This is a genomic window from Rossellomorea marisflavi (genome assembly GCF_009806575.1).
In the GTDB taxonomy this organism is placed as follows: domain Bacteria; phylum Bacillota; class Bacilli; order Bacillales; family Bacillaceae_B; genus Rossellomorea; species Rossellomorea marisflavi_A.
The window spans coordinates 1,486,152-1,506,628 of sequence record NZ_CP047095.1 but is presented as its reverse complement, the minus strand read 5'-3'; the positions used below and the strand labels follow the sequence as shown (position 1 = coordinate 1,506,628).

Below are 20,477 nucleotides of genomic sequence, written 5' to 3'. Positions count from 1 at the left end.
TGTCTTTTCGGTTAATAAAGTGATAATTGAAAAAATAATCAATAGAGGCATCGGAATTAAGAGCCAAAGCCAGGTTGCCATTGTTAAGCTGTCTGCCATCACGCTTCCTCCTTATTCAAAATTTTGAATCACGTATGCAATTTTAAATCTCCTCTGCAATAATCTCCTCTTTCTGAGACACAAGATAAATCTTAACACATTTCTGGAATAATGAAAATTTAATTGAGCATACGCAATTCATTTTTTGTATAATTATGCGTAAAAAACGCGTAAAACGAAAGGGTTTTTTTTGTTTATCCGATAAATATTCATGTCGAATTATTTAAATTTATTTCAAATCATGACGAAATGAGGGGTGATAGAAGGAGGGTTCTCGAGGTTTTTTATTCAAAAAAGAGCATGACTGCCTCCCTTGGTCATAGTACTTTTTCCTTAACCTATTTTAAATGGAGTTAAACCCTTTTTCTGTATTTCCCTAAAAAACAAAAAAATCCGGACATGGTCCGGATTTTTTTGACTGGTACCTATTATGATCTGACAGATTCGCCGCGCTGTTCTTTGATGGTGCGCTTCTTTTCAGACTCTGAAACGTATAAGGCACATGCAGCATCACCAGAAATGTTGATTGCGGTCCTCGCCATGTCAAGGAGTCGGTCAATCCCCAGGATCAACCCAATCCCTTCTACCGGCAAGTTGACGCTGTTTAACACCATGGCAAGCATGATGAGCCCGACGCCAGGCACCCCTGCCGTACCGATACTTGCAAGAACAGCGGTGAGGACAACGGTGACCAACTGCTCCATGGAAAGGTCGATTCCATAGACCTGTGCGATGAACACTGTCGCCACCCCCTGCATGATGGCGGTCCCGTCCATATTAATCGTGGCGCCTAATGGCTGTACAAAAGAACTGACTGTTTTGGATACCTTCAACTTCTCTTGAGCTACTTCCATGGAAACGGGCAACGTGGCATTACTGCTGGATGTCCCGAAAGCCACACTCATGGCCGGGCTGAAGTTCTTGAAGAACCATAGCGGATTCTTCTTTGCGAGGAAGCCCACCGCTGAACCATAGGTCACCACACCGTGTACGATGAGGGCGAGAAGCACGACTAGGAAGTACAGCCACATAGCTTTAAGGGCGCTTAGCCCTTGGCTTCCGATGGCTGAAGCAAGCAAGCCGAATGTTCCATAAGGTGCAAACTTCATGACAATGCCCACGAGATACATCATCAAATCATTACCTTGTTCAAAGAGCTTTAATATCCCTTTCGTCTTATCACCAAGTGCGGTCAGACCGAGTCCTACGAAAATGGCGAATGCAATGATCTGGAGCATATTGCCTTCGCTCATTGAAGCAATCGGGTTCTTCGGAATGATATTCAACAAGGTTTCTCCTACAGGTGGAGCCTCTTCTGTCTTATACCCCTCCGCCTGTGATTTATCGATGCCCTCGACCATTCCCGGGTCGATCGCGTAGGCCATGAGAAGACCGATCACAATCGCGATGCACGTAGTGATCAAGAAGAATGATACAGTCTTGACTCCGATCCTTCCAAGCTTCTTCGGATCTCCCAATCCTGCTGTCCCAAGGACGATGGATAGGAAAACGATGGGTACGACAAGCATGCTGATTAAGTTTAGGAAGATTTGTCCCAGCGGGGTCAATAGATATGGGTCAAGGACATCGAACCAGTCCTTAGCGAATAGATTGAGTAGCAACCCTACTATGGCACCCAAAATCAGGGCCAAGATAATCTTTGTTGTCAGGTTCAGTTTCATATGGTACCTCCCTAAAAAAATATATAAAGATAATTCGTAATCTTTACCCTATACAATTTTATATGAAACCGTTTTTTTAATCTAGGATTTTCTTACTCGATGGAAGAAACTCTACTAATTTACTAGAATCAGGAGGAAACAGGTATGAAACCCGACCGGAAGTGGATGCTGAAACGAATTCACAATAAATACTAATACATACCATGATTAAAACGAGCATATCGGGGTAGATAATAAGTAACAGCATGATGATTCGAGAAAGGAACTTGATAGAATGAAAAATACCGTTTACTTTCTTTCACCTGGCCAGGATCGAAGCTCCATCGCTGAAGGTTGGGCTGGAAGGCTTGACATGTCCGGCTGGGCCTTTAAAAGTGCTGGATTAACAAGGAAAAACCGTAAAAAAAGCCTTAGTACCCTTGCCATGAAGGAATATAGCATTGATATAGACACCCTTAGAAGGGATCCCATTCAAATTGACGAACTCGCCGGTGCATCCCTTATTGTCACGATCTACGACGAAGAATTGGACGACGCCATCAAGGTACCCGAAGAATGGAAAGAAAAAGTCATCCATTGGAATCTTCCCAACCCGCAGAAACGTTCTACCTCCGATTTGGAGGAATGGGTATTTTTCCAGGAAATTTGTGACGAAATCGCGATGAAGGTCAGGGACCTTGAATCCCTGCTTCCCTCCATCAGGATGAATTGACCGCCATGACGATCATGGCGGTCATTTTTTATGTGAAATATTCAAGTTTAGCATCAGGGAACGCTTTCTCCATATAGCTGTATAGATGATCTTTGATATCCTGCTCTTCATCTTTCTGATAAATGTATTTCCCTATCCCGTATTTCCCCCACTTATAGCGTCGTTCTTCTTCATTGAGTTCAAGTTTTGTCATAGGATAATTCTTCTCGATCACCCGTTTTGCAGGTTTCGTGAACCGATGCTGGATGAATTCGAACGTGAGATCTTTTTTGGCGGATGCGGGCAAAGTGGCTTCAAGGTGTTCAAACATGGTTTTGTACCCTTCTTCCCATCCTTCGTGAAGATAGATGGGTGCTACTATGAAGCCGAGTGGGTACCCTGCTTCCGCCACTTTCGCAGCAGCCTCGATCCGTTGATCCAATCGCGATGTACCAGGTTCAAAATTCTTGATGACGTAATCGGCATTGATGCTGAACCTGAAGCGTGTCTTTCCATTATGCTTCGCATCGAGAAGGTGATCGACATGGTGGAATTTCGTCACGAACCGGAGCTTTCCATGTTCTGATTCCCCAAAGTGTTCGATTGCGCGTTTCAGCGTATGCGTGATATGGTCAATCCCCACAATATCCGACGTACAGGCCGCCTCGAATCGTGTGAATTCAGGCGCACGCTCCTTGATATACTGATCGGCTGCGTCAAAAATCTCATCCACGTTCACATAGGTCCTTATATATGGTTTGCTTCCCATCGTTGTTTGAAGATAGCAATAATGGCAATGCCCCATACACCCTGTGGCGAATGGAATTGCATATTCTGCGGAAGGTTTTGAAGTGTCGAATTTCAAGGTTTTCCTGACACCGACTACCAGGGTCGATTTTGCAATCCTATATTTTTGGAAGTGGTTTTCTCCCGGCAGATTCCGCACCTGATTGTGGGAAGTGGTGTAGCGGATTTCCACGTCCAGTTTCTCAAACTTTTCTTTTAGCTGTTTCCCCAGGGGATACTCCAGGGCCCCTGGTTCAAAGTAGACCAATTGGGGCATGAATGGTTTCAGCATTTCGTCCTCCTACATCTGACCGAATGATTGTGTATATGCTGCTTCAGCATCTGCTTCTGAAGCGTAAACAGCGACCTCATTCGTCAATGGATAATAAGTTTCGTACATGAACAGAGCAAGTTCTTCCGGATGTTCCGGGTCATTGACCACAGCTGCAGCCTGGACATTCGCCACGCTTTGAGTGTGGGGGTTGCGGTAGATGACATAGACGATATCACCCGCCTGATAGATAGCATTTTGATTGTTGATTTCCATTGGGTTCACCCATTTCCTACGTATTCCTTTTCATTTTTTCCTACGCGGGATCAAATATGTTGGAAATACCTGCTTATACCAAAAAAAACTCTCCATTTAGATGGAGAGCCTGTAAAATTGCTTTGTTTCGGTAAAGATCCTCTCGGCAGTCTCGGTTTCATCCAGCTTTTTGATTGAGGCGATGCATTCAATGGTTTTTCTCATCATACTGGGGTGGGTCATCTGCCCTTTAAATGGCCCTTCAAACGGCCAGGGGCCGTCGGTTTCAACCATGATGGCATCAAGCGCGGCTTTTTGCACGATCTTTTGAATCTCATCTTCATACATCACATCCGGAGTGACCGACAATTTATATCCATTGGACAGCACCCTCTCAAGAATCGCTTCGTCCCCTTTGAACCAGTGAAAATGCGCCTTCTCCACCGAATGACGCTCCAACAGATTACATGCTACACTGGCATGCTCGTAAATGCAATGGAGGACGACAGGCTTATCAAGGGACTTCGCCTTCACAATGAACCTCTCCAGCAATTCTTCATAGGGTTTCATTTCAAGGGTCGCATCACCCTGCATTTTGTAATAAGGGAGACCCACCTCCCCCACGGCAACCAGTGATTCCGCATGCTGATCTAGGAAGGTGAAGATCTCCTCGATTTCTTCCGTAGAAGGAAGCTCCTGTTCCGGGTGGAACCCGGCTGCCGCCTTCACCCGCCCATCGATCAAGGACAGGTCCAATGTTTCCCTGCTCGACTTCAAGTCCATCCCCACAGCAATCATCGCCTTAACCCCATGGCGATCGAGGGAATCAAGGATTACAGAACGTTGCCCGGGAGAATACCCATCCCAATGGATATGGGCATCAATCATGCTGAACATGCTTCGTCAACTCCCTGAAGATTTCTTTTTTGTGCTCAAGAAATTCCGCGCTTAAAATGATCCCTTCGTCCCTTGGACGCGCATAGGGCACCCTGAATTCTTTCTGAACGCTCGAAGGCTTCCCCGATAACACAATGATGCGATCAGACAGGAAAAGTGCCTCGTCTATGTTATGGGTGATGAAGAGAACTGATCTCTTATCCTCTTCCCAGATATCCATGAGCCATTTTTGCATGTCGAGCCTTGTGAACTCATCGAGACTGGAGAACGGCTCATCAAGGCACAGCAGGGATTGCGGACTCATCAAGGCCCTGATGAAAGCGACCCTTTGCTTCATCCCACCGGAGAGCTCATCGGGATACGCCCCCTCATAACCTGAAAGTCCTGCACGCCCGATCCACTTTCTAGCCTGTTCCTCGTCTTTCCTCCCGTGAATTTCCTGACCCAGGATCACATTTCCGAGAACCGTTCTCCACGGTAATAACGCATGATCCTGCGGCATGTAGCTGATGAACCCGGTCTTACCGTTGATATTCTCCCCGTTGAGAATGATGAAGCCTTCTTCAGGTTCCATCATCCCGCCAATCAAATGAAAGAGTGTAGTTTTCCCGCTGCCTGAAGGGCCAAGGATGGACACGAACTCCCCTTCTTCAACCTGAAGGGATAGATCCCGAAGGACAGGGTGATGATCGAATTGCTTCGATAAAGACTTGATGTGTAGCTGACTCATTTCAATTCCTCCTTCTTCCCTTTCACACACCATCGCTCCAGGAGGACGATGACCGTGAAAAACAACAAGCTCAAGATCATGATGGCGAAGATCGCCACGAATACACGATCGGTCCTGAATGCCGAGGATGCAAGCGTCATATAGACACCGATTCCCTTCTGAGACCCAAGCCACTCAGAAATGACAGCTCCCATGACGCTGTATGTGGCCGCAATCTTCAGACCTGAGAAGATGGATGGAAGGGCATGGGGCCACTCCACCTTCCTGAAGATCTGCCCCTTGGTGGCCCCAGCCATTTTCATATAGTGAATATAATGGCGTCCAGTCTGCCTGAACCCGTCCATGGTGGAGACTGCTATCGGAAAGAAGCACACAAGCGTGATTACCAGGAACTTAGGCAGCAGGCCAAAACCGAACCATATGACCAAAAGTGGGGCGAGTACGATGATGGGCACATTTTGCGATAAGATCATCAGCGGATAGACCGCTTCCCTCACCCCTGGAAGAAGATGCAGTGTGACAGCCACAGCGAGACCCGCAGCACATCCGATCAAGAAGCCGGAAACGGAGAGCCCGACTGTAGAAGTAAGATGGATACGGAAGGAGTCCCATGAAGCCATGCCCTCGGAAATAACCTTCATAGGGGATGGCAGCAACCATTGGGGGATGGTGAACACCTTCACCGCCACCTGCCAGAAGATGAATAAAAGGATGAGGGCCGAAACCGGCCGCCATCCCTTCCTGATTCCGTTCATCATGAACGGTATTTACCGGTAAGATCCGTCATTTCGATGCCTTGAGGCTGATAGAGAACCTTGATCTGAGAGATGACATTCACGCTTCCCCTTGCGATCATCTTCTCATTCATGCGCTCCACGATCTTGAACAACTCGCTGAGTTCACCTTCCATTGTCGTTTCCAACGGATTCACTTCATAATGCACTCCCGATTCTTCTATGACTGCGATCGCTTCGTCGACATAAGGGATGACATCTTCACCATTCTTCGTTTTCGGGATGATTTGAATACTGACCAATGCATTTGCCATTTATGCTCACTCTCCAGGTAAAAATTCATTTGTGTAGGCTTTTTGACTATCAAGTTTCTTATCGAGAAGTCCATTATCGAACATCCAATCAGCGTAATTCTTCCATACTTCCGCTTTCTGCTCTCCCCATCTCTCCGCATCGTCTTTGTATTTCGGTGCAAGCCATTCCTGGCTTTTCATGACGAGCTCTTCATCAAGGTCGGGTGCTTCTTTTAGGAGGATCTTGCCTGCTTCATCCGGATGTTCGATGCTGTACTCATATCCTTCCGTTGCTGCCTTCAGGAATGCCTTGACCGTGTCAGGATCATCCTCTATATGTGATTCGTTCGTCGTGAGGACAGGGGTGTAGTAGTCAAGCTTATCCGAGTAATCCTTGACGTACATCATATCAAGTTCTTCCCCACGGAGTTCGGCTTCAATCCCCGTCCAGCCATAAAAGATCCAGGCAAAGTCGATATCCCTTTTCACAGCCGTAAAGAAGTCAGTATCCCCCATATTCACGAAGTTGACCTTCTTCACGTCGGCCCCTTCCTGTTTCATGATCGAGCTCATGACCGCTTCCTCTACGGGAGAACCCCATCCACCGTATGTCTTGCCTTCGAAGTCTTCAGGCTTGGTGATCCCTTTGTCTTTCGGTGCTGCAAAGCCCGATGTATTATGCTGTATGATGGCCGCAATCGAGACGATCGGTACATTCTGAACCCTTGCCTGTGTGACACCTTCCTGATACCCCACACCGAAATCCGCCTTTCCCGATGCTACCAATTGGTCCGCACCTGCTTCACCTGGCATGATGATGTCAACATCGAGTCCTTGCTTTTCAAAATATCCTTTTTCTTTTGCCACATACAAACCGGTATGGTTTGTATTCGGGGTCCAATCAAGGACGACCGATACCTTTTTGAGTTTTTCTTTTTCAGTTCCGCCTGAACTGCATGCAGTCAGCAGGAGGATTGCACTTACGACCATGATCCATTTTCTCAAGATGCATACGCCCCTTCACTAAATATGTACAGAAAAAAACGCCCGAGGCTCATTTGCCTAGGACGCATCATTAAACAAGAATTCTGTCTACGATCTGTTTCCTACGCTGGTATGAGCCAGTTCAGGTTCAAAGGGTCAGCATCTGACGGATGCACTCTCAACCGGCCACACCGGTCCCCCTACAATAATCACGATATCGGGCGTTATCTTCATTCCTAACTTTGCCATAGTATCAAAAGGTTTTCAAGTATTTCTTGGAGGGGACATCAGATCGTGAACCGCTTCGGATACCGCTGTGAGCTGGGATAATGAAGCGAAGGGATCGTCTGCCTGCCCAAGGTAAAAGGCATATTGAATGATGAACATGGTAAGATGATGCATGAATTGTGCAACCTCCCCTTCCTTAAAAGGGGATTCAGCACCGTAACCTTTTAAGAATGCAGTGATCAATGGCAGGGATATGCCATTGTGAATGATGAGGTGGGTGCAGAAATAGGCTGCGTCCGCCATTCGGTGGGCGACACGCAGCCGGTGAAAGTCGATGATGCCAACATCCCCTTCTTTATCGATAAGGAGATTCCCGGGATGAACATCACCATGCACAAGCTGCTTTCCTCCCTCAAGATCCTGACTGCAAAATGGAATCATAAGGGACCGTGCCCAGTCGATGGCTGTAGAATGGCTGCATTGCTGGATCCACTCCATCGTATGAAGGGAGATGTCCCATGTTTTGACTCTCTCGGACGGAAAGTGCATGAAGACCGCATGAAGATTGGCCAAATAGGTCCCGATAGCAGACATGTTCGAAGCATCCCATCCAGGGCGGATTCCTGGAATGCATGCGTATAGGGCGTACCCGCATTCACCCGACCAGGTAATGAATCCTCCTTGTCGTGTTGGGTGAGGCAACTCCGCCATGATGGAACAGCGATGAAGATATGTGGTGATCTTCTCTTCCAAGTCCATCTCCATCCTCCTTTTCAGATAAAAAGTGCCCCCTGGACCGTCCACCACCCATACGCATTCACCTACCCTTTTCACCTTGAACCGTTCTGCATCTTCCTCAGAAAAAAATGCGGAAATGAGGTCTAGCATTTCGTGTTCCACCCATCTGTGTAGTAAGATATTCATTAGTATGACTGCACAAACAACCATACATACCAATTGCATGAAATGAGGAATGCTCCATGGAAAGAATAAAAATCACTGAAGACCTCAGTTTCTCAAGAATCGTCCACGGTTTTTGGAGGCTTGCAGACTGGGATTATACAAAAGAAGAAACCCTCTCACTGATCCAGCATGACCTGGAACAAGGCATTACAACATTTGATCACGCAGATTTATATGGCTCGTACAAATGTGAAGAGCTATTCGGAGAGGCTCTTTCACTGAAGCCTTCTTTGCGGGACCAGATGGAGATCGTCACTAAATGCGGAATCGTCATTCCTTCCGAACAACGACCGCAGCACCGTACCCACCATTACAATACATCGAAGTCCCATATCCTTGAATCTGTGGATCAGTCACTGAAGAACCTGTCAACAGATTATATCGACGTCCTGCTGATTCACCGTCCCGATCCATTCATGGACCCTGAACAAGTTGCAGACGCCTTCACTCAGTTGAAAGACGCCGGTAAGGTTAAACATTTCGGTGTCTCGAATTTCAAACATCACCAATGGTCCATGCTTCAGGCACATCTTCCTTTCCCGCTTGTGACCAACCAGATCGAACTATCTGCTTACGAGCTTGAAAACATCGAAGACGGCACGCTGAACCTTTGTCAGGAGAAGAAGGTGCCACCAATGGCCTGGTCACCACTTGCCGGAGGAGCCATCTTCAAACAAGGCGATGAAAAAGCAGACCGCCTGCGCGCTGCACTTGAAAAAGTACAAGGCGAAACTGGTGCCAACGGAATCGACGAAATCCTGTACGCCTGGCTCCTCACACACCCTGCACGCATCATGCCGATTGTCGGATCGGGCAAAAAAGAACGAATTCAATCAGCCATCAACTCACTGAACATCACCCTCAACCACGACCAATGGTTCGAAATCCTCCACGCCTCAATGGGACACGAAGTCCCTTAAGAAAAGCGGAGGCGGGGGTGTTCTGACCCGACAAGCATAAGACGAACCGTTCGGAAAGGCGCCCTTTGCCTTTTTGGACGGTTTGACTTATGACCTCGAGCCTCAACCCGCCGGAGCTAGACATGAAAGAAAAGCGGAGGCGGGTCGTTCTGAGGCGACAAGCATAAGGCGAACCGTTCGGAAAGGCGCCCTTTGCCTTTTTGGACGGTTTGACTTATGACCTCGAGCCTCAACCCGCCGGAGCTAGACATGAAAGAAAAGCGGAGGCGGGTCGTTCTGAGGCGACAAGCATAGGCTTCAACCCAAAATAAAAATGACGATCTCTACAGATCGTCATTTTTATTTTCTCTTATTATCAGGAGCTACATAGAAGTCGAGATACACTTCCTGAAGCTCTCCCATTGGTAATTCATACAGCTGTTGATCTTTATATTTATATACTCCGATTCGTAAGAGCTGTTGAATGTAGAAGTCTTTTTTTGAATTTACGGTTGTACTCAGTTCATTTTCTTGGTGTAACATTTTCAACCCCTCCAATTGAGGTGTATACCCCAATTACGGGAGGTTTTAAACCATGCAATATGGGCAGGTTCCCTTCTTCTTTCACTCCTAATGCGAGGTTGATTTCCCAGTGAAAAAAAAGGGGCCATCCTATCCCATTTCACAGGCCACAAGGCCGTATTGAATACCTGGATCAAGATCCAGGATCATCCTGAACAGTTTTTCGACATCTTCCCCGGTTCTCTTATCCGCGTAATGACCCGACAGCACCTGGATCATTTCATGAGGATAGAGCAGGCACGTGTGGCTTCCCCAATCCGTCTGTCTCCCCACCAACTCTTTCTTGTAGATGCCATCCAGGATCCTGTAGAACAGATCGGATCCATCAGGAAGGAACGGACTGATCCTCTTCGGATAATTATGATTCCAATCACCGCCCTCATACTGAAAAGCAGGATCTTCCAGATCTCCAATGAATACTTCGACTTCAGCCATACAATCGCCTCCTTGCTTCATTTTATAAAGGGGGGCCTGATTTTAGAACAAGATTCCCGAGCTGTACCTGAAACATGAAAAAAGGGGCTCTCCGGCCCCCGTAGATTACAAATATTTTCTTTGAACACTCCGACCATCATAGGTGAACTGCATATTCCTTCCTTCCACCCGGGTCTCCATATGGACCGGTCTCCCCCATAGCTGATGAAGATACGGCAGCACTTTCTCCAAATATTTAATGTCGAGCTCCACATCTTCAAACCAGTGCTTAAGGTACAGTTCACCACTCTTCATGTAGTCCCCGTCATCGACCGTGATGTACGGGAATCCTCCGTTCACCCTCATGCCCACAAGCTGATCCCTTACATGGGTCCACTCTTTGTCAACGATCTTGTAGTCCTTCCCCTGCTTCTGGAATAGATACATATCTTCCCTTGTCACGAGGTCTTTCGTAAGGTAATTCCTCAGGAAAGAAATGTCGGATTCAATTTCTCTCACCTCGAACATTTTTTCCCTTCCCGAGTTTTCCTTCACGCCCCGCTTCTTCATCTCTTCTGTCGGATGATTATAGCGGTCCTCGATATCTTCAAAGATCTTCAATCCTAGGTAATAAGGGTTGATCTGCGTCCGTGACGGCTGGACGACCCCTGCATTCAACTTCGCAAACTCAATGGATTCACCCGATGTGAGGTCCATTTCCCTGATGATGCGCTGATGCCAATAGGACGCCCAGCCTTCATTCATGATTTTCGTTTCGAGCTGAGGCCAGAAATAGAGCATTTCCTCCCTCATCATCGTCAGGATATCCCGTTGCCAATCGGTCAGCTCACGGCTGTACTGTTCGATGAAGAGCAGGATATCCTTTTCAGGTTGAGGGGGGAACTTCTTCTTCACCTTCTTCTTTTGGACCTTTTTCGGCTTTTCATCCAGGGACCAGAGATCATCGTACGGAGTGACTGGCGACGTTTCTTCCTCCACCCACTCCACATCATCCATTGTCCACGAAAGTTTGGGCCTCATGAGGGAAGGATCGATATGTTCATCGACTGCAAGGACTGCATCAAGGAAGTTCTCAACCTCCTGCTTCCCGTGTTCGATTTCATACTGCCTCACCCGCTCTGCCGTCGCCGACATGCTCTCGACCATATCCCGCTTCGTGTTTTGGAATCTCACATTGTTCTTGAAGAAATCACAGTGTGCCAGGACATGAGCGACGATCAATTTATTTTGTATCAATGAATTTGAATCGAGCAGGAAGGCATAGCATGGATCCGAATTGATGACAAGCTCATAAATCTTGCTCAGTCCCAGATCATACTGAAGCTTCATCTTATGGAACTGCTTGCCGAAGCTCCAATGGGAGAAACGGGTCGGCATCCCGTAAGCACCGAATGTATAAATGATGTCGGCAGGACAAATTTCGTATCTCATTGGGTAAAAGTCCAATCCAAATCCTGAAGCAATCTCGGTAATTTCAGCGATTGCATGCTGCAACTGTCGCTGTTCCTCTAAATTCATCGCCATCCCCCTTAATATCACTCTTATCTAACTGTATGATAAGGTCGGCCATTTGATGAAAGGAACCGGGAGCAATTGACTTCTGACATACGAAAAAACCACGTGCCGGTACGACACGTGGTTGAAGCTTATTCATTCTTCAAGAATACCATCATCGGAATGATTGAAAGAGCGAGAAGGATGCCCGAGAAGGTGAAGACAACTGGAATCGACCAGCTCTCCACCAGCAGACCTGCACCTGCGGAAGAGAGACCGAACAGCAGGGTCGTCATCGTTCCCTGTGCTGCATAGATTTTGCCCAGTTCATCGGGTGGCGCGCTCTCCTGAAGATACGTCTGGAGTATGATCGTCTTCAGCTGATCGAATAAACCGAACAACAGAGAAAGGACGAGGGCCCAAATCGCCAGTTCATTCCAAGCAAAGAAAAGGGTGATGACCGATGTCATGATGATGGTCAGGGGCAAAACGGACGCCCGCTTTCTGCTGAACATCCCGTGATAGCGGAAGATGACGACGGATGCAAGAAGCAGGCCGATAAAGAAGGCGCTGTTGATGAATCCCCACCATTCTTCTCCCTTACCAAGCTGGCGATCCACATACAGGTAAAGAACAGCGGCGATCCACACTGTGGCCGCGATGGACTCAAGGGCATACACGCAAAATACCGGTACCAGTCCTTTTTTCTCTTTCACCAGCACCCATCCTTCACCAAGCTGCGCCCACCATGATTTCCGTTCTTCGAGATTGGGCTTCAGGGCTGCCGGAAGCCGGAACATGTAGACCGTACTGACAAGGAACAGAATGAATACGGTGACAAAGAGATAATCAACCCCGATAAGGGAGAGCAATACTCCTCCAAGGGCCCAGCTGGAAAACTGGATGATCTGATCGACGGTCGATAAGAAACCGTTTGCCCCCATCAGTTCTTCCCTTTTGACGAGATAGGGGACGAAGGCATTACGCGCCGGGAGCGCCCATCCGTCCAGAAAAGCGATTCCCGCCCCCAGCAAGAGCAGCGGCCAAACGGAAGAACTCTGCAGGGCAAACAGAACAGTGAACAACAATGCTGTCTTCCCTGCCTGCGACCAGGCAAGAAGTGTCCTGAGCGTGGCCCTGTTCATAAGGAGCGGTGCCGCCACGGAACTCACGAAGCGGGAAAAGGTGATGATCAGTGGAACTGCAGTCATATAAACGGCCGACCCCGTCATGGCATAAACAGCCGAAATCAGTCCCACAATATATAAGACGTCGCCAAGATTGGCCAACGCCTGACCGAACCAGAGATGTCGAAATGCGATGGAATGCATCTTTTTTTCCTCCCATTATTCAATTTTCAGGCTAGAAAAAAAGCTGTACTCACATCGGATTGCCAATCTCCCTTCTTTTCATTGATAACATCCATTATACCAGACATCCCATTCTCCATGCAGGTTTTTTTTTCCTGATTCACTATAGTAAGTCGTAAAAAAACCTCCCCAAAGGGAGGCATTTCATTCATGGACCGTGATGTTCAGCGTTTTCTCATTCGCCAGGTCATGTACGACGATGATCAATACCCTTTTATCCCTGTTATTCTCCTGTACGGTGAACTCGAATGTATCGGATACCTTTTCGCTCGTCAGTTGCTTTCGGCCCAGGTAGTGATAATCCTTGACGGCCTGTCCTGGATAGTCTTCTTTGACGACGACGGAAGCGATCCGGCCGAATTTTTTATAGTCCACTTCTGTTGCATTGGCTAAGCATGGAAACAGGATGGACAGCAGGCAAATGATGAGAAGGGGCTTCTTCATGTATCTCACCTCTTGTTCTTTTCCCTTTAGAATGAGGGTAGGAAGGGGACTTTATTCACCCAAAATAAGGAGAAGCAGAAGAATCCACAGTGCCAAGTTTTGCTGAGGAAGTTCCCCCGTATGTCTCCATACACTAACAGTACCCCTTCAGAAGGAGGGAACCAGAGTGGATAAAGTGGACTACGACAAGGCGCTATACTACACTCATCGGTCAGAATGGGATAACCTGCTGATCTTGATGGTGAGGACGAAGGACGACCTTCTCTCAAAGAGGATCGAACATTTCCTGCATGCCTATCACTTTTCGCACGATTATACGGTTGTGGAACGCAGCCTATATACGCTTTTACGCTATATCGAACATGCCAACATCACCTACAGTGAAGAGCAACCACTGGAAGTCGATGCTGTCAAAATGTAAACAAGAGAATTCCACCGGCCGACCTGACACTACAGGTCGGTTTTTCAAATTTTCAGGGCTGGACAAGCTTCCCGCGTATGGATGCATGCGCTTCTGCGTAAACCATCAGTTCCTTCATCATGCCTTCGACCAATGCTTCAGGATCAGGTAAAAGCGTATCCTTTTCCCGGTCAAAACAGTGAGGATCAAGAACCAGCTGCCTTGGGATGACGTTGGCATACACACCTCGGCTCACGGTCCGGAGATTCGTCAGGCAGTTGATGCCGCCTTTCCCTCCTCCCGAGCACGCGATGATGGCCACGGGCTTATGGGCAAATTGGTCGCTGCCCATGAAGTCCATGGCGTTTTTCAACGCACCGCTCATTCCACTGTGATACTCGGGGGAACAAAGTATGACAGCATCTGCGTCCTGTACCTTCTGTTTCAACGACCGGACCGCTTCCAGTTCGGATTGCTCCCGTTCCCCTGTGTATAGAGGGATGCTCCCGTCGCTAAGGTCGATCAGGCTGCATCCGTACTGTTTGGACAAGTAACGGGCTACGATGCCTGTCCTCCCTTGCTTTCTCGGCGTTCCGTTGATGACTGTGATATTCATGCTCATTCATCCTTCCATGCAAGCTGATTTTTAACAGCGTAGAGGGCTGCCTGCGTCCTGTCTGTCACCTCAAGTTTAGAAAAGATATTGGAGATATGGGTCTTCACCGTCTTCTCTGTGATAAAAAGGCTCGAGGCGATATCTTTATTGCTCTTTCCTTTGGTCAATTCCTTGAGCACCTCAGATTCCCTTCTCGTGAGCTCATGAATCTTATTGGGTGGTTCTTTTTTGGTGATTCTGGTCAGAAGATGATTCGTCGCCTTCGGGTGAAGGGAATTCTCCCCGGACAGGAGCTTCCTGATGCTTTTCACCAGCTCATCAGGCTCAATATCCTTGAGCTGATATCCTCCCGCCCCTGCTTCGATGGCAGGAACAACCTGGTCTTGATCCGAGAAGCTCGTGAGCATCATGATCTGGATTCCCGGGTTGACCGCTTTGATTTTTCTTGTGGCTTCGATTCCATCCATCTCCGGCATCATAAGATCCATGAGGATGATATCCGGAACGAGGGCTGCAGCCATTTCGACCGCTTCTTTCCCGTTTTTCGCTTCGCCGATGATGTCCATATCTTTCTGGGTCTTCAAGAAGAAGGCAAGCCCCCTCCTGACAACGTGGTGGTCATCGACAATCAATATTTTGATCAATCCCTTCTACCTCCTAACATGGTATCTTCACGGAGAGGACCGTGCCCTTTCCGAGTGCCGAATCGATGGTGAGGCTTCCTCCTACTGCCTTGATCCGCTCCTTCATTCCCTGGAGACCCACGGAAGGGAGGGAATTGGAGGGATCGTAGTGGAAGCCATAGCCATCATCCTCAATGATCAGCTCGACAAGGTCACTCCTCCTCGTCAACCGGTATCGCACTGACTGGACACCTGCATGCTTCTTGCAATTATTCAGAGCCTCCTGGCTTACCCTCCAGAGCGCTTCTTCATATTTTGAATCCAAACATGCCAGTCCCTTTATCTCCGCATCAAGCTTCAGCCCGAGCATATCCGCATAGCCCCTGACTGCTTGGACGAGTCCGTTCTCAAGTCCGTGAGGCTTCAATTGCCAGATCAGGGCCCTCATTTCTGACAGAGCTTCCTGCGCCATGCCCTGGATCGTCTGGAACGTATCCTTGACATCCTGGTCACCCGTCATAGCCGAACCGCCCCTTGCCGTCAATGTGAGGGAAAAGAGCAGCTGATTGACGGAATCATGGAGGTCCCTGGCCAATCGGTTCCTTTCCCCGATCAGGGCAAGTTCCTGCTCCTTTTTCGTCAAGGTGATCCGCTTGATGGCAGAGCCGATCTGAAAAGCGACAGATTCCAAAAGAGCAAGCTCCTCCTGGGAGTAATGGGTCTTATACGGTGCTGCCATATTCAATAAGCCAAACGATTCCTGCCCGGACTGAAGGGGAACCGTTGCATGATAGAGGATATCGTTTGTCGCATTCGGATCTTCTTCGATTGCTTTTTCAATTCGCAGGCATTCAATGATATTCGTCGCCTTGGTAAGCTTCCCTTTGATAAATCGGTTGACACACCAGCACCCGCCTTCTTTCATCCGCTCACATCCGCGTTCTGTCAAGGATGCTGGAAGGTTCTGATGAGAGACCATTTCATGTTTCCCTGTATGATCAATGAAAAAGATCCAGCCGCTCGTGAAGACCGTCCCATTGATCAGCTTATTCAATGCTTCGCTCATCATGGATTCCATTTCGGTCTCGGTATTCAATAATTCGGCAATTTCCTTTAAAAGTTCGATGTTTGATCCTTCGTTCATCGTATTCGCCCTTTCTTCTCCTCTCTAGTATAACTCCTTCCGGCCAATCGGCATTCGCTTAAGGTCTCAAGACCCGCTACGACTTTTGTCTGACTTTCCACAAAAAAAGAAGGAAGGCATTAAGCCTTCCCTGCTTTCGCTTGCATCTTCCCTTCGACTTTCACCATGAAGTCTTCCTGGATGACGTGCAGCAATTCATCGCTCTCCTGCTTGGTGGCACCGACCACGCTGAAATAGAACTTGATTTTCGGTTCGGTTCCCGATGGACGGAGACATACCCAAGACCCATTATCAAGGAAATATTTCAACACATTCGAAGAAGGAAGATCGATGGTTTCTTTTTCGCCTGTCAGCAGATTGGTCCGCTCACCGCTTGCATAATCTTCAGCGGTGACCACCTTTCTTCCGGCAATTTCTTTAAGGGGATCAGATCGGAAATCCTTCAGGATGCCCTGGATCTGTTCGGCTCCCTCTTTCCCTTTGAGGGTCATGCTTTGCAGTCCCTCCTGATAATAACCGTGACGCTCATACAGTTCATTCAGTACATCCTGGAGTGTTTTCCCCTGCCCCTTATAGTAGGCCGCTGCTTCCGCTGCCATGAGGACGGCCTGGATGGCATCTTTATCACGGGCAAAATCACCGATCAAATACCCGTAGCTTTCTTCATAACCGAACAAGAAGGTATGTTCGCCCGATTGTTCGTATGCTTTGATCTTTTCTCCGATGAACTTGAACCCTGTCAACACATCCTCGACAGAAGCGCCATAGTGCTCGGCTACTTTACGCCCAAGTTCCGACGTGACGATCGTCTTGAATACCCGTCCGTTCGCCGGGAGCTGATTCTTCTCCTGCTTCCTTGCCAATATATAGTCCATCAGGATCGCGCCTGTCTGATTACCCGTAAGGAGGATATACTCCCCGCTTCCGCCTTTCACTGCAACTCCCAGGCGATCTGCATCCGGATCGGTGGCGATCAGGATATCAGCATCGATTTCCTTCCCTTGACGGATGGCATATCCGAACGCTTTCCTTTCTTCCGGATTGGGCGAAGCAACCGTTGTGAATTCCGGATCCGGAATAGCCTGCTCACTGACGATATGGACATGCTTGTAGCCAAGAGCCTCAAGGCCGCGTTCTGCCATTTTCAGACCTGTTCCATGAAGGGGTGTAAAGACGATCTTTAAATCGACTTCCGCAGCGATCTGTGGTTTTTCCGAAATCGTGAGAAGATGCTCGAGATAGGATTGATCAATTTCTTTCCCGATCATCTTGATCAGGCCTTTTTGCTTCAATTCCTCTTCAGGAAGCACCTTGATCACCAGCTCATCCTCTACTTCATTGACCCTTCTTATCACTTCATCTGCTTCATGGGGCGGAAGCTGTGCCCCGTCCTCACCATATACTTTGTATCCATTATATTCAGGGGGGTTATGACTCGCCGTGACGACAATTCCCGAGAAAGCATTGAGCGTCCTGAGGGCAAAAGATAACTCCGGTGTCGGAGCCAATTCATCGAACACATAGGTCTGGATACCGTGAGTCGCCAAGGTCTTGGCAGACTCCATGGCGAATTCAGGTGACTTATGCCGTGAATCATACGCGATCACCACGCCCCGCCGCTTCGCTTCCTCCCCTTGATCTTCTATGTAACGGGCCAATCCTTCAGATGCCTTCCTGACGGTATATACATTCATCCGGTTCGTTCCAGGTCCGATTTCTCCTCGCATGCCACCAGTACCGAACTCAAGGTCTTTATAGAATGCGTCTTCGAGGGCTTTCTCATCATCATTGATCGAAAGAAGGGCATTCCCCATCTCTTCATCTAGTCCAGAGAATCCACTCCACTTTTCCCATGCTGCTTTCCAACTCATCTGAATCCCCTCCTAATAGGCTCTGTGTTTGTATTATTCTAGCCCAACACCCGTAAATCCTCCTTCATTGGAGGAGCAGGGTTTGCTTTTCTATAGTAGCATACTTTTGACCCGGTTCAGTGGGATAATTTTCAAAAATACAAAAAGCGGAAACAGGATGGCTAACAGGTCTTTTACCTCTCGCTGTGTTTGCGTCCCACACTACGGAAAAGACCCTGCCGGTTTCAGGGCAGGGTCTTGATCATTCATTTTTTGTAGGAGATGCCGTACACATCATGACGCCGGTCTTTCAGCTGACGGACCGTCCCTGATTGACGCTGGCGGCGAAGGACTTCAAGGTCCACATCCCCGATCATGACCATCTCGATGTTCGGGTTGGTTTCCCCTACGATCCCGTCACGGGCAAATTCAAAATCGGATGGAGCGAAGATGCCGGACTGGGCGTATTGGATGTCCATGTTTTCCGTTTGAGGCAGGTTGCCGACCGTACCGGAAATGACGGTATAGATCTGGTTCTCAACCGCACGTGCCTGTGAACAATACCGCACCCTGAGGTATCCCTGGCGGTCTTCGGTACAGAACGGGGTGAAGATGATCTTGGCCCCTTTGTCCGTCGCGATCCTGGCAAGCTCGGGGAATTCGATATCGTAGCAGATCTGGATGGCGATCTTGCCGCAATCCGTATCGAATACGCGCACCGTATCACCGGCGCTGATTCCCCACCATTTCCGCTCATTCGGTGTGATATGGATCTTGTACTGCTTTTCGATCGTTCCATCGCGTCTGAAGAGGTAGGCGATATTGTAAATTTCATCGTTCTCTTCTTTCACGAAGTGGGATCCGCCGATGATGTTCACATTATATCGCACTGCAAGATCCGTGAAGAGCTCGATATACTCCTCGGTGAAATCTGTAAGCTTCCTGACGGCAAGACTCGGGGACTTGATGTTCAAAAACGACATCAACTCCGTCGTGAAGATCTCAGGGAAGACGACGAAATCTGACTTTGCATCGCTCGCTACATCGGTAAAGTATTCCACCTGGTTGGCGAACTCTTCAAAGGATGAAATCTTCCTCATCATGTATTGGACCACACAGATCCTGACGGGGTGACTCGTCTTGAAGTGGCGCTTGCTCAATGGGCGATAATCTACGTTGTTCCACTCCATGAGGGTCGCATACTTCTGTGATCGCTTGTCATCCGGAAGGTAATTCGGGTTGATCCGCATGAGGGTGAATCCGTTCAGAAGCTGGAAGGAAAGCACCGGATCATAGATTTTATGAAGGCTAACCGCGTCCACATAATCCCTCGGCGACATTTCGTCCGAATGCTTATAGAAGTTCGGGATGCGCCCCCCGATGATGATACTCTTCAGATTCAACTGACGGGCAAGCTCCTTCCTTGCCTCATACAGACGGTGACCGACCTTCATCCGTCGATATTCAGGGTGAACCATGACTTCGATTCCATAGAGGTTATAGCCTTCCGGGTTATGGTTGGTGATATACCCGTTGTCCGTCACGTCGTCCCATGTGTGACGATCGTCGTACTCATCAAAGTTGATGATGAGACTCGAGCAGGAACCAATGATCTCGCCATCGAGTACCGCGACGAGCTGTCCTTCCTGGAAGATATCCAGGTGACTTTCAAGATGCTCCACCTTCCACGGGTCCATTCCCGGGAAGCAGACTTCCTGCATCTTGATGATATGTTCAATGTCCCCGTGCTGCATGGGACGGATAATCATTTTTTTCTCAAATTGGGATAAATCGAGCTTTTCTGCCATTCGTGATCGACTCCTTCTTCATCTATCCTATATACCACATATCCTGCTCGTTTTAAACGAACTTCATGTCTATTCTATCAAAGACCTTGATTGAAGGAGAAGAAAAATCACTCGATGGATATGCATGAAACGATGATTCGTTGAATCGTCATGATTTTTTTATAATCCCACACAAAAATTTCGCATTTTACATTTATAA

General features: G+C 48.1%; 22 protein-coding genes and 1 riboswitch. Of the genes, 3 read left to right on the top strand and 19 right to left on the bottom strand.

The genetic code is table 11. The annotated features are described in order from the left end of the window. Nucleotides 1-527: 527 nt before the first annotated feature. The gene (locus tag D5E69_RS07960) at nt 528-1,781 is read right to left on the bottom strand and encodes a dicarboxylate/amino acid:cation symporter (RefSeq protein WP_048004437.1); all 1,254 of its coding nucleotides are present in this window, start codon (nt 1,779-1,781) and stop codon (nt 528-530) included. 274 nt (nt 1,782-2,055) lie between these two features. Between D5E69_RS07960 and D5E69_RS07955 the strand changes: the two genes are divergently transcribed. Next, the gene (locus tag D5E69_RS07955) at nt 2,056-2,493 is read left to right on the top strand and encodes an arsenate reductase/protein-tyrosine-phosphatase family protein (protein WP_048004438.1); all 438 of its coding nucleotides are present in this window, start codon (nt 2,056-2,058) and stop codon (nt 2,491-2,493) included. 28 nt (nt 2,494-2,521) lie between these two features. Here the strand turns inward: D5E69_RS07955 and splB are convergent, their stop codons facing one another. From splB to D5E69_RS07915, 8 genes are all read right to left on the bottom strand, one after another. Continuing rightward, nucleotides 2,522-3,550 carry a spore photoproduct lyase gene (gene splB / locus D5E69_RS07950; protein ID WP_048004439.1) on the bottom strand — a complete coding sequence of 343 codons (1,029 nt, stop codon included), beginning with the start codon at nt 3,548-3,550 and terminating at the stop codon, nt 2,522-2,524. 9 nt (nt 3,551-3,559) lie between these two features. Next, nucleotides 3,560-3,805 carry a transcriptional regulator SplA domain-containing protein gene (locus tag D5E69_RS07945; RefSeq protein WP_048004440.1) on the bottom strand — a complete coding sequence of 82 codons (246 nt, stop codon included), beginning with the start codon at nt 3,803-3,805 and terminating at the stop codon, nt 3,560-3,562. A gap of 96 nt (nt 3,806-3,901) precedes the next feature. Then, nucleotides 3,902-4,681, bottom strand: a complete 780-nt coding sequence (locus D5E69_RS07940) for a TatD family hydrolase (RefSeq protein ID WP_048004441.1) — start codon at nt 4,679-4,681, stop codon at nt 3,902-3,904. After that, nucleotides 4,665-5,411, bottom strand: coding sequence for an ABC transporter ATP-binding protein (locus tag D5E69_RS07935; RefSeq protein ID WP_159129526.1), 747 nt, complete (start codon nt 5,409-5,411; stop codon nt 4,665-4,667). The genes D5E69_RS07940 and D5E69_RS07935 overlap by 17 nt, the downstream gene beginning before the upstream one ends. Further along, nucleotides 5,408-6,169 (bottom strand): ABC transporter permease, encoded by a 762-nt coding sequence (locus D5E69_RS07930; RefSeq protein WP_048004443.1) that lies wholly within the window; start codon nt 6,167-6,169, stop codon nt 5,408-5,410. The genes D5E69_RS07935 and D5E69_RS07930 overlap by 4 nt, the downstream gene beginning before the upstream one ends. Then, nucleotides 6,166-6,459, bottom strand: a complete 294-nt coding sequence (locus D5E69_RS07925) for a thiamine-binding protein (RefSeq protein WP_048004444.1) — start codon at nt 6,457-6,459, stop codon at nt 6,166-6,168. Before D5E69_RS07925 ends, D5E69_RS07930 begins: the two co-directional genes overlap by 4 nt. 6 nt (nt 6,460-6,465) lie before the next feature. Continuing rightward, the gene (locus D5E69_RS07920; RefSeq protein ID WP_159129525.1) at nt 6,466-7,443 is read right to left on the bottom strand and encodes an ABC transporter substrate-binding protein; all 978 of its coding nucleotides are present in this window, start codon (nt 7,441-7,443) and stop codon (nt 6,466-6,468) included. Nucleotides 7,444-7,524: 81 nt separating this feature from the next. Continuing rightward, nucleotides 7,525-7,634, bottom strand: a riboswitch (TPP riboswitch). Nucleotides 7,635-7,686: 52 nt separating this feature from the next. Then, the gene (locus D5E69_RS07915) at nt 7,687-8,538 is read right to left on the bottom strand and encodes a phosphotransferase enzyme family protein (RefSeq protein ID WP_048004446.1); all 852 of its coding nucleotides are present in this window, start codon (nt 8,536-8,538) and stop codon (nt 7,687-7,689) included. A 92-nt stretch (nt 8,539-8,630) separates the two neighbouring features. Here D5E69_RS07915 and D5E69_RS07910 point away from each other — a divergent pair, with 92 nt between their 5' ends. Next, the gene (locus D5E69_RS07910; RefSeq protein WP_159129524.1) at nt 8,631-9,533 is read left to right on the top strand and encodes an aldo/keto reductase; all 903 of its coding nucleotides are present in this window, start codon (nt 8,631-8,633) and stop codon (nt 9,531-9,533) included. Between the two features lie 339 nt (nt 9,534-9,872). Here D5E69_RS07910 and D5E69_RS07905 read toward each other — a convergent pair whose 3' ends face one another. The 5 genes from D5E69_RS07905 to D5E69_RS07885 all read right to left on the bottom strand — a co-directional run bounded on the left by D5E69_RS07905 (nt 9,873) and on the right by D5E69_RS07885 (nt 13,837). Beyond that, complete coding sequence (locus D5E69_RS07905; RefSeq protein ID WP_048004448.1) at nt 9,873-10,055, bottom strand: Fur-regulated basic protein FbpA; 183 nt, start codon at nt 10,053-10,055, stop codon at nt 9,873-9,875. A 129-nt stretch (nt 10,056-10,184) separates the two neighbouring features. Further along, nucleotides 10,185-10,529: a hypothetical protein gene (locus tag D5E69_RS07900; RefSeq protein ID WP_048004449.1), complete on the bottom strand. Its 345-nt coding sequence runs from the start codon at nt 10,527-10,529 to the stop codon at nt 10,185-10,187. A 105-nt stretch (nt 10,530-10,634) separates the two neighbouring features. Further along, nucleotides 10,635-12,047: a SpoVR family protein gene (locus tag D5E69_RS07895; protein ID WP_048012910.1), complete on the bottom strand. Its 1,413-nt coding sequence runs from the start codon at nt 12,045-12,047 to the stop codon at nt 10,635-10,637. Between the two features lie 128 nt (nt 12,048-12,175). Then, on the bottom strand, nt 12,176-13,354 hold the full coding sequence (locus D5E69_RS07890; protein WP_048004451.1) for an MFS transporter: 1,179 nt from the start codon (nt 13,352-13,354) through the stop codon (nt 12,176-12,178). 183 nt (nt 13,355-13,537) lie between these two features. Beyond that, on the bottom strand, nt 13,538-13,837 hold the full coding sequence (locus tag D5E69_RS07885) for a DUF3889 domain-containing protein (protein WP_048004452.1): 300 nt from the start codon (nt 13,835-13,837) through the stop codon (nt 13,538-13,540). A 166-nt stretch (nt 13,838-14,003) separates the two neighbouring features. On the opposite strand from D5E69_RS07885, the gene D5E69_RS07880 reads away from it, so the two are divergent. Beyond that, nucleotides 14,004-14,258: a YhdB family protein gene (locus D5E69_RS07880; RefSeq protein WP_048004453.1), complete on the top strand. Its 255-nt coding sequence runs from the start codon at nt 14,004-14,006 to the stop codon at nt 14,256-14,258. Nucleotides 14,259-14,310: 52 nt separating this feature from the next. On the opposite strand, the gene D5E69_RS07875 is transcribed toward D5E69_RS07880, so the two are convergent. The 5 genes from D5E69_RS07875 to D5E69_RS07855 form a co-directional block, all read right to left on the bottom strand. Then, on the bottom strand, nt 14,311-14,853 hold the full coding sequence (locus D5E69_RS07875) for an NADPH-dependent FMN reductase (RefSeq protein ID WP_048012908.1): 543 nt from the start codon (nt 14,851-14,853) through the stop codon (nt 14,311-14,313). Nucleotides 14,854-14,855: 2 nt separating this feature from the next. Beyond that, entirely contained in the window at nt 14,856-15,497 is a 642-nt protein-coding gene (locus D5E69_RS07870) for a response regulator (protein ID WP_159129523.1), read from the bottom strand. Nucleotides 15,498-15,510: 13 nt separating this feature from the next. Next, nucleotides 15,511-16,620 carry a GAF domain-containing sensor histidine kinase gene (locus tag D5E69_RS07865; RefSeq protein WP_048004456.1) on the bottom strand — a complete coding sequence of 370 codons (1,110 nt, stop codon included), beginning with the start codon at nt 16,618-16,620 and terminating at the stop codon, nt 15,511-15,513. Between the two features lie 119 nt (nt 16,621-16,739). Next, a complete protein-coding gene (locus D5E69_RS07860; RefSeq protein WP_159129522.1) occupies nt 16,740-18,491 on the bottom strand; it encodes a phospho-sugar mutase in 1,752 nt (583 codons plus the stop codon). A gap of 245 nt (nt 18,492-18,736) precedes the next feature. Further along, nucleotides 18,737-20,278, bottom strand: a complete 1,542-nt coding sequence (locus tag D5E69_RS07855; protein ID WP_048004458.1) for a bifunctional GNAT family N-acetyltransferase/carbon-nitrogen hydrolase family protein — start codon at nt 20,276-20,278, stop codon at nt 18,737-18,739. Nucleotides 20,279-20,477: the final 199 nt, after the last annotated feature.

Coding starts and splice junctions, on each gene's coding strand:
- D5E69_RS07935 (WP_159129526.1), bottom strand. CDS start 5,411: ATGAGTCAGCTACACATCAAGTCTTTATCGAAGCAATTCGATCATCAC.
- D5E69_RS07955 (WP_048004438.1), top strand. CDS start 2,056: ATGAAAAATACCGTTTACTTTCTTTCACCTGGCCAGGATCGAAGCTCC.
- D5E69_RS07905 (WP_048004448.1), bottom strand. CDS start 10,055: ATGTTACACCAAGAAAATGAACTGAGTACAACCGTAAATTCAAAAAAA.
- D5E69_RS07940 (WP_048004441.1), bottom strand. CDS start 4,681: ATGTTCAGCATGATTGATGCCCATATCCATTGGGATGGGTATTCTCCC.
- D5E69_RS07885 (WP_048004452.1), bottom strand. CDS start 13,837: ATGAAGAAGCCCCTTCTCATCATTTGCCTGCTGTCCATCCTGTTTCCA.
- splB (WP_048004439.1), bottom strand. CDS start 3,550: ATGCTGAAACCATTCATGCCCCAATTGGTCTACTTTGAACCAGGGGCC.
- D5E69_RS07945 (WP_048004440.1), bottom strand. CDS start 3,805: ATGGAAATCAACAATCAAAATGCTATCTATCAGGCGGGTGATATCGTC.
- D5E69_RS07890 (WP_048004451.1), bottom strand. CDS start 13,354: ATGCATTCCATCGCATTTCGACATCTCTGGTTCGGTCAGGCGTTGGCC.
- D5E69_RS07900 (WP_048004449.1), bottom strand. CDS start 10,529: ATGGCTGAAGTCGAAGTATTCATTGGAGATCTGGAAGATCCTGCTTTT.
- D5E69_RS07925 (WP_048004444.1), bottom strand. CDS start 6,459: ATGGCAAATGCATTGGTCAGTATTCAAATCATCCCGAAAACGAAGAAT.
- D5E69_RS07865 (WP_048004456.1), bottom strand. CDS start 16,620: ATGAACGAAGGATCAAACATCGAACTTTTAAAGGAAATTGCCGAATTA.
- D5E69_RS07895 (WP_048012910.1), bottom strand. CDS start 12,047: ATGAATTTAGAGGAACAGCGACAGTTGCAGCATGCAATCGCTGAAATT.
- D5E69_RS07855 (WP_048004458.1), bottom strand. CDS start 20,278: ATGGCAGAAAAGCTCGATTTATCCCAATTTGAGAAAAAAATGATTATC.
- D5E69_RS07910 (WP_159129524.1), top strand. CDS start 8,631: ATGGAAAGAATAAAAATCACTGAAGACCTCAGTTTCTCAAGAATCGTC.
- D5E69_RS07860 (WP_159129522.1), bottom strand. CDS start 18,491: ATGAGTTGGAAAGCAGCATGGGAAAAGTGGAGTGGATTCTCTGGACTA.
- D5E69_RS07875 (WP_048012908.1), bottom strand. CDS start 14,853: ATGAATATCACAGTCATCAACGGAACGCCGAGAAAGCAAGGGAGGACA.
- D5E69_RS07930 (WP_048004443.1), bottom strand. CDS start 6,169: ATGATGAACGGAATCAGGAAGGGATGGCGGCCGGTTTCGGCCCTCATC.
- D5E69_RS07915 (WP_048004446.1), bottom strand. CDS start 8,538: ATGCTAGACCTCATTTCCGCATTTTTTTCTGAGGAAGATGCAGAACGG.
- D5E69_RS07960 (WP_048004437.1), bottom strand. CDS start 1,781: ATGAAACTGAACCTGACAACAAAGATTATCTTGGCCCTGATTTTGGGT.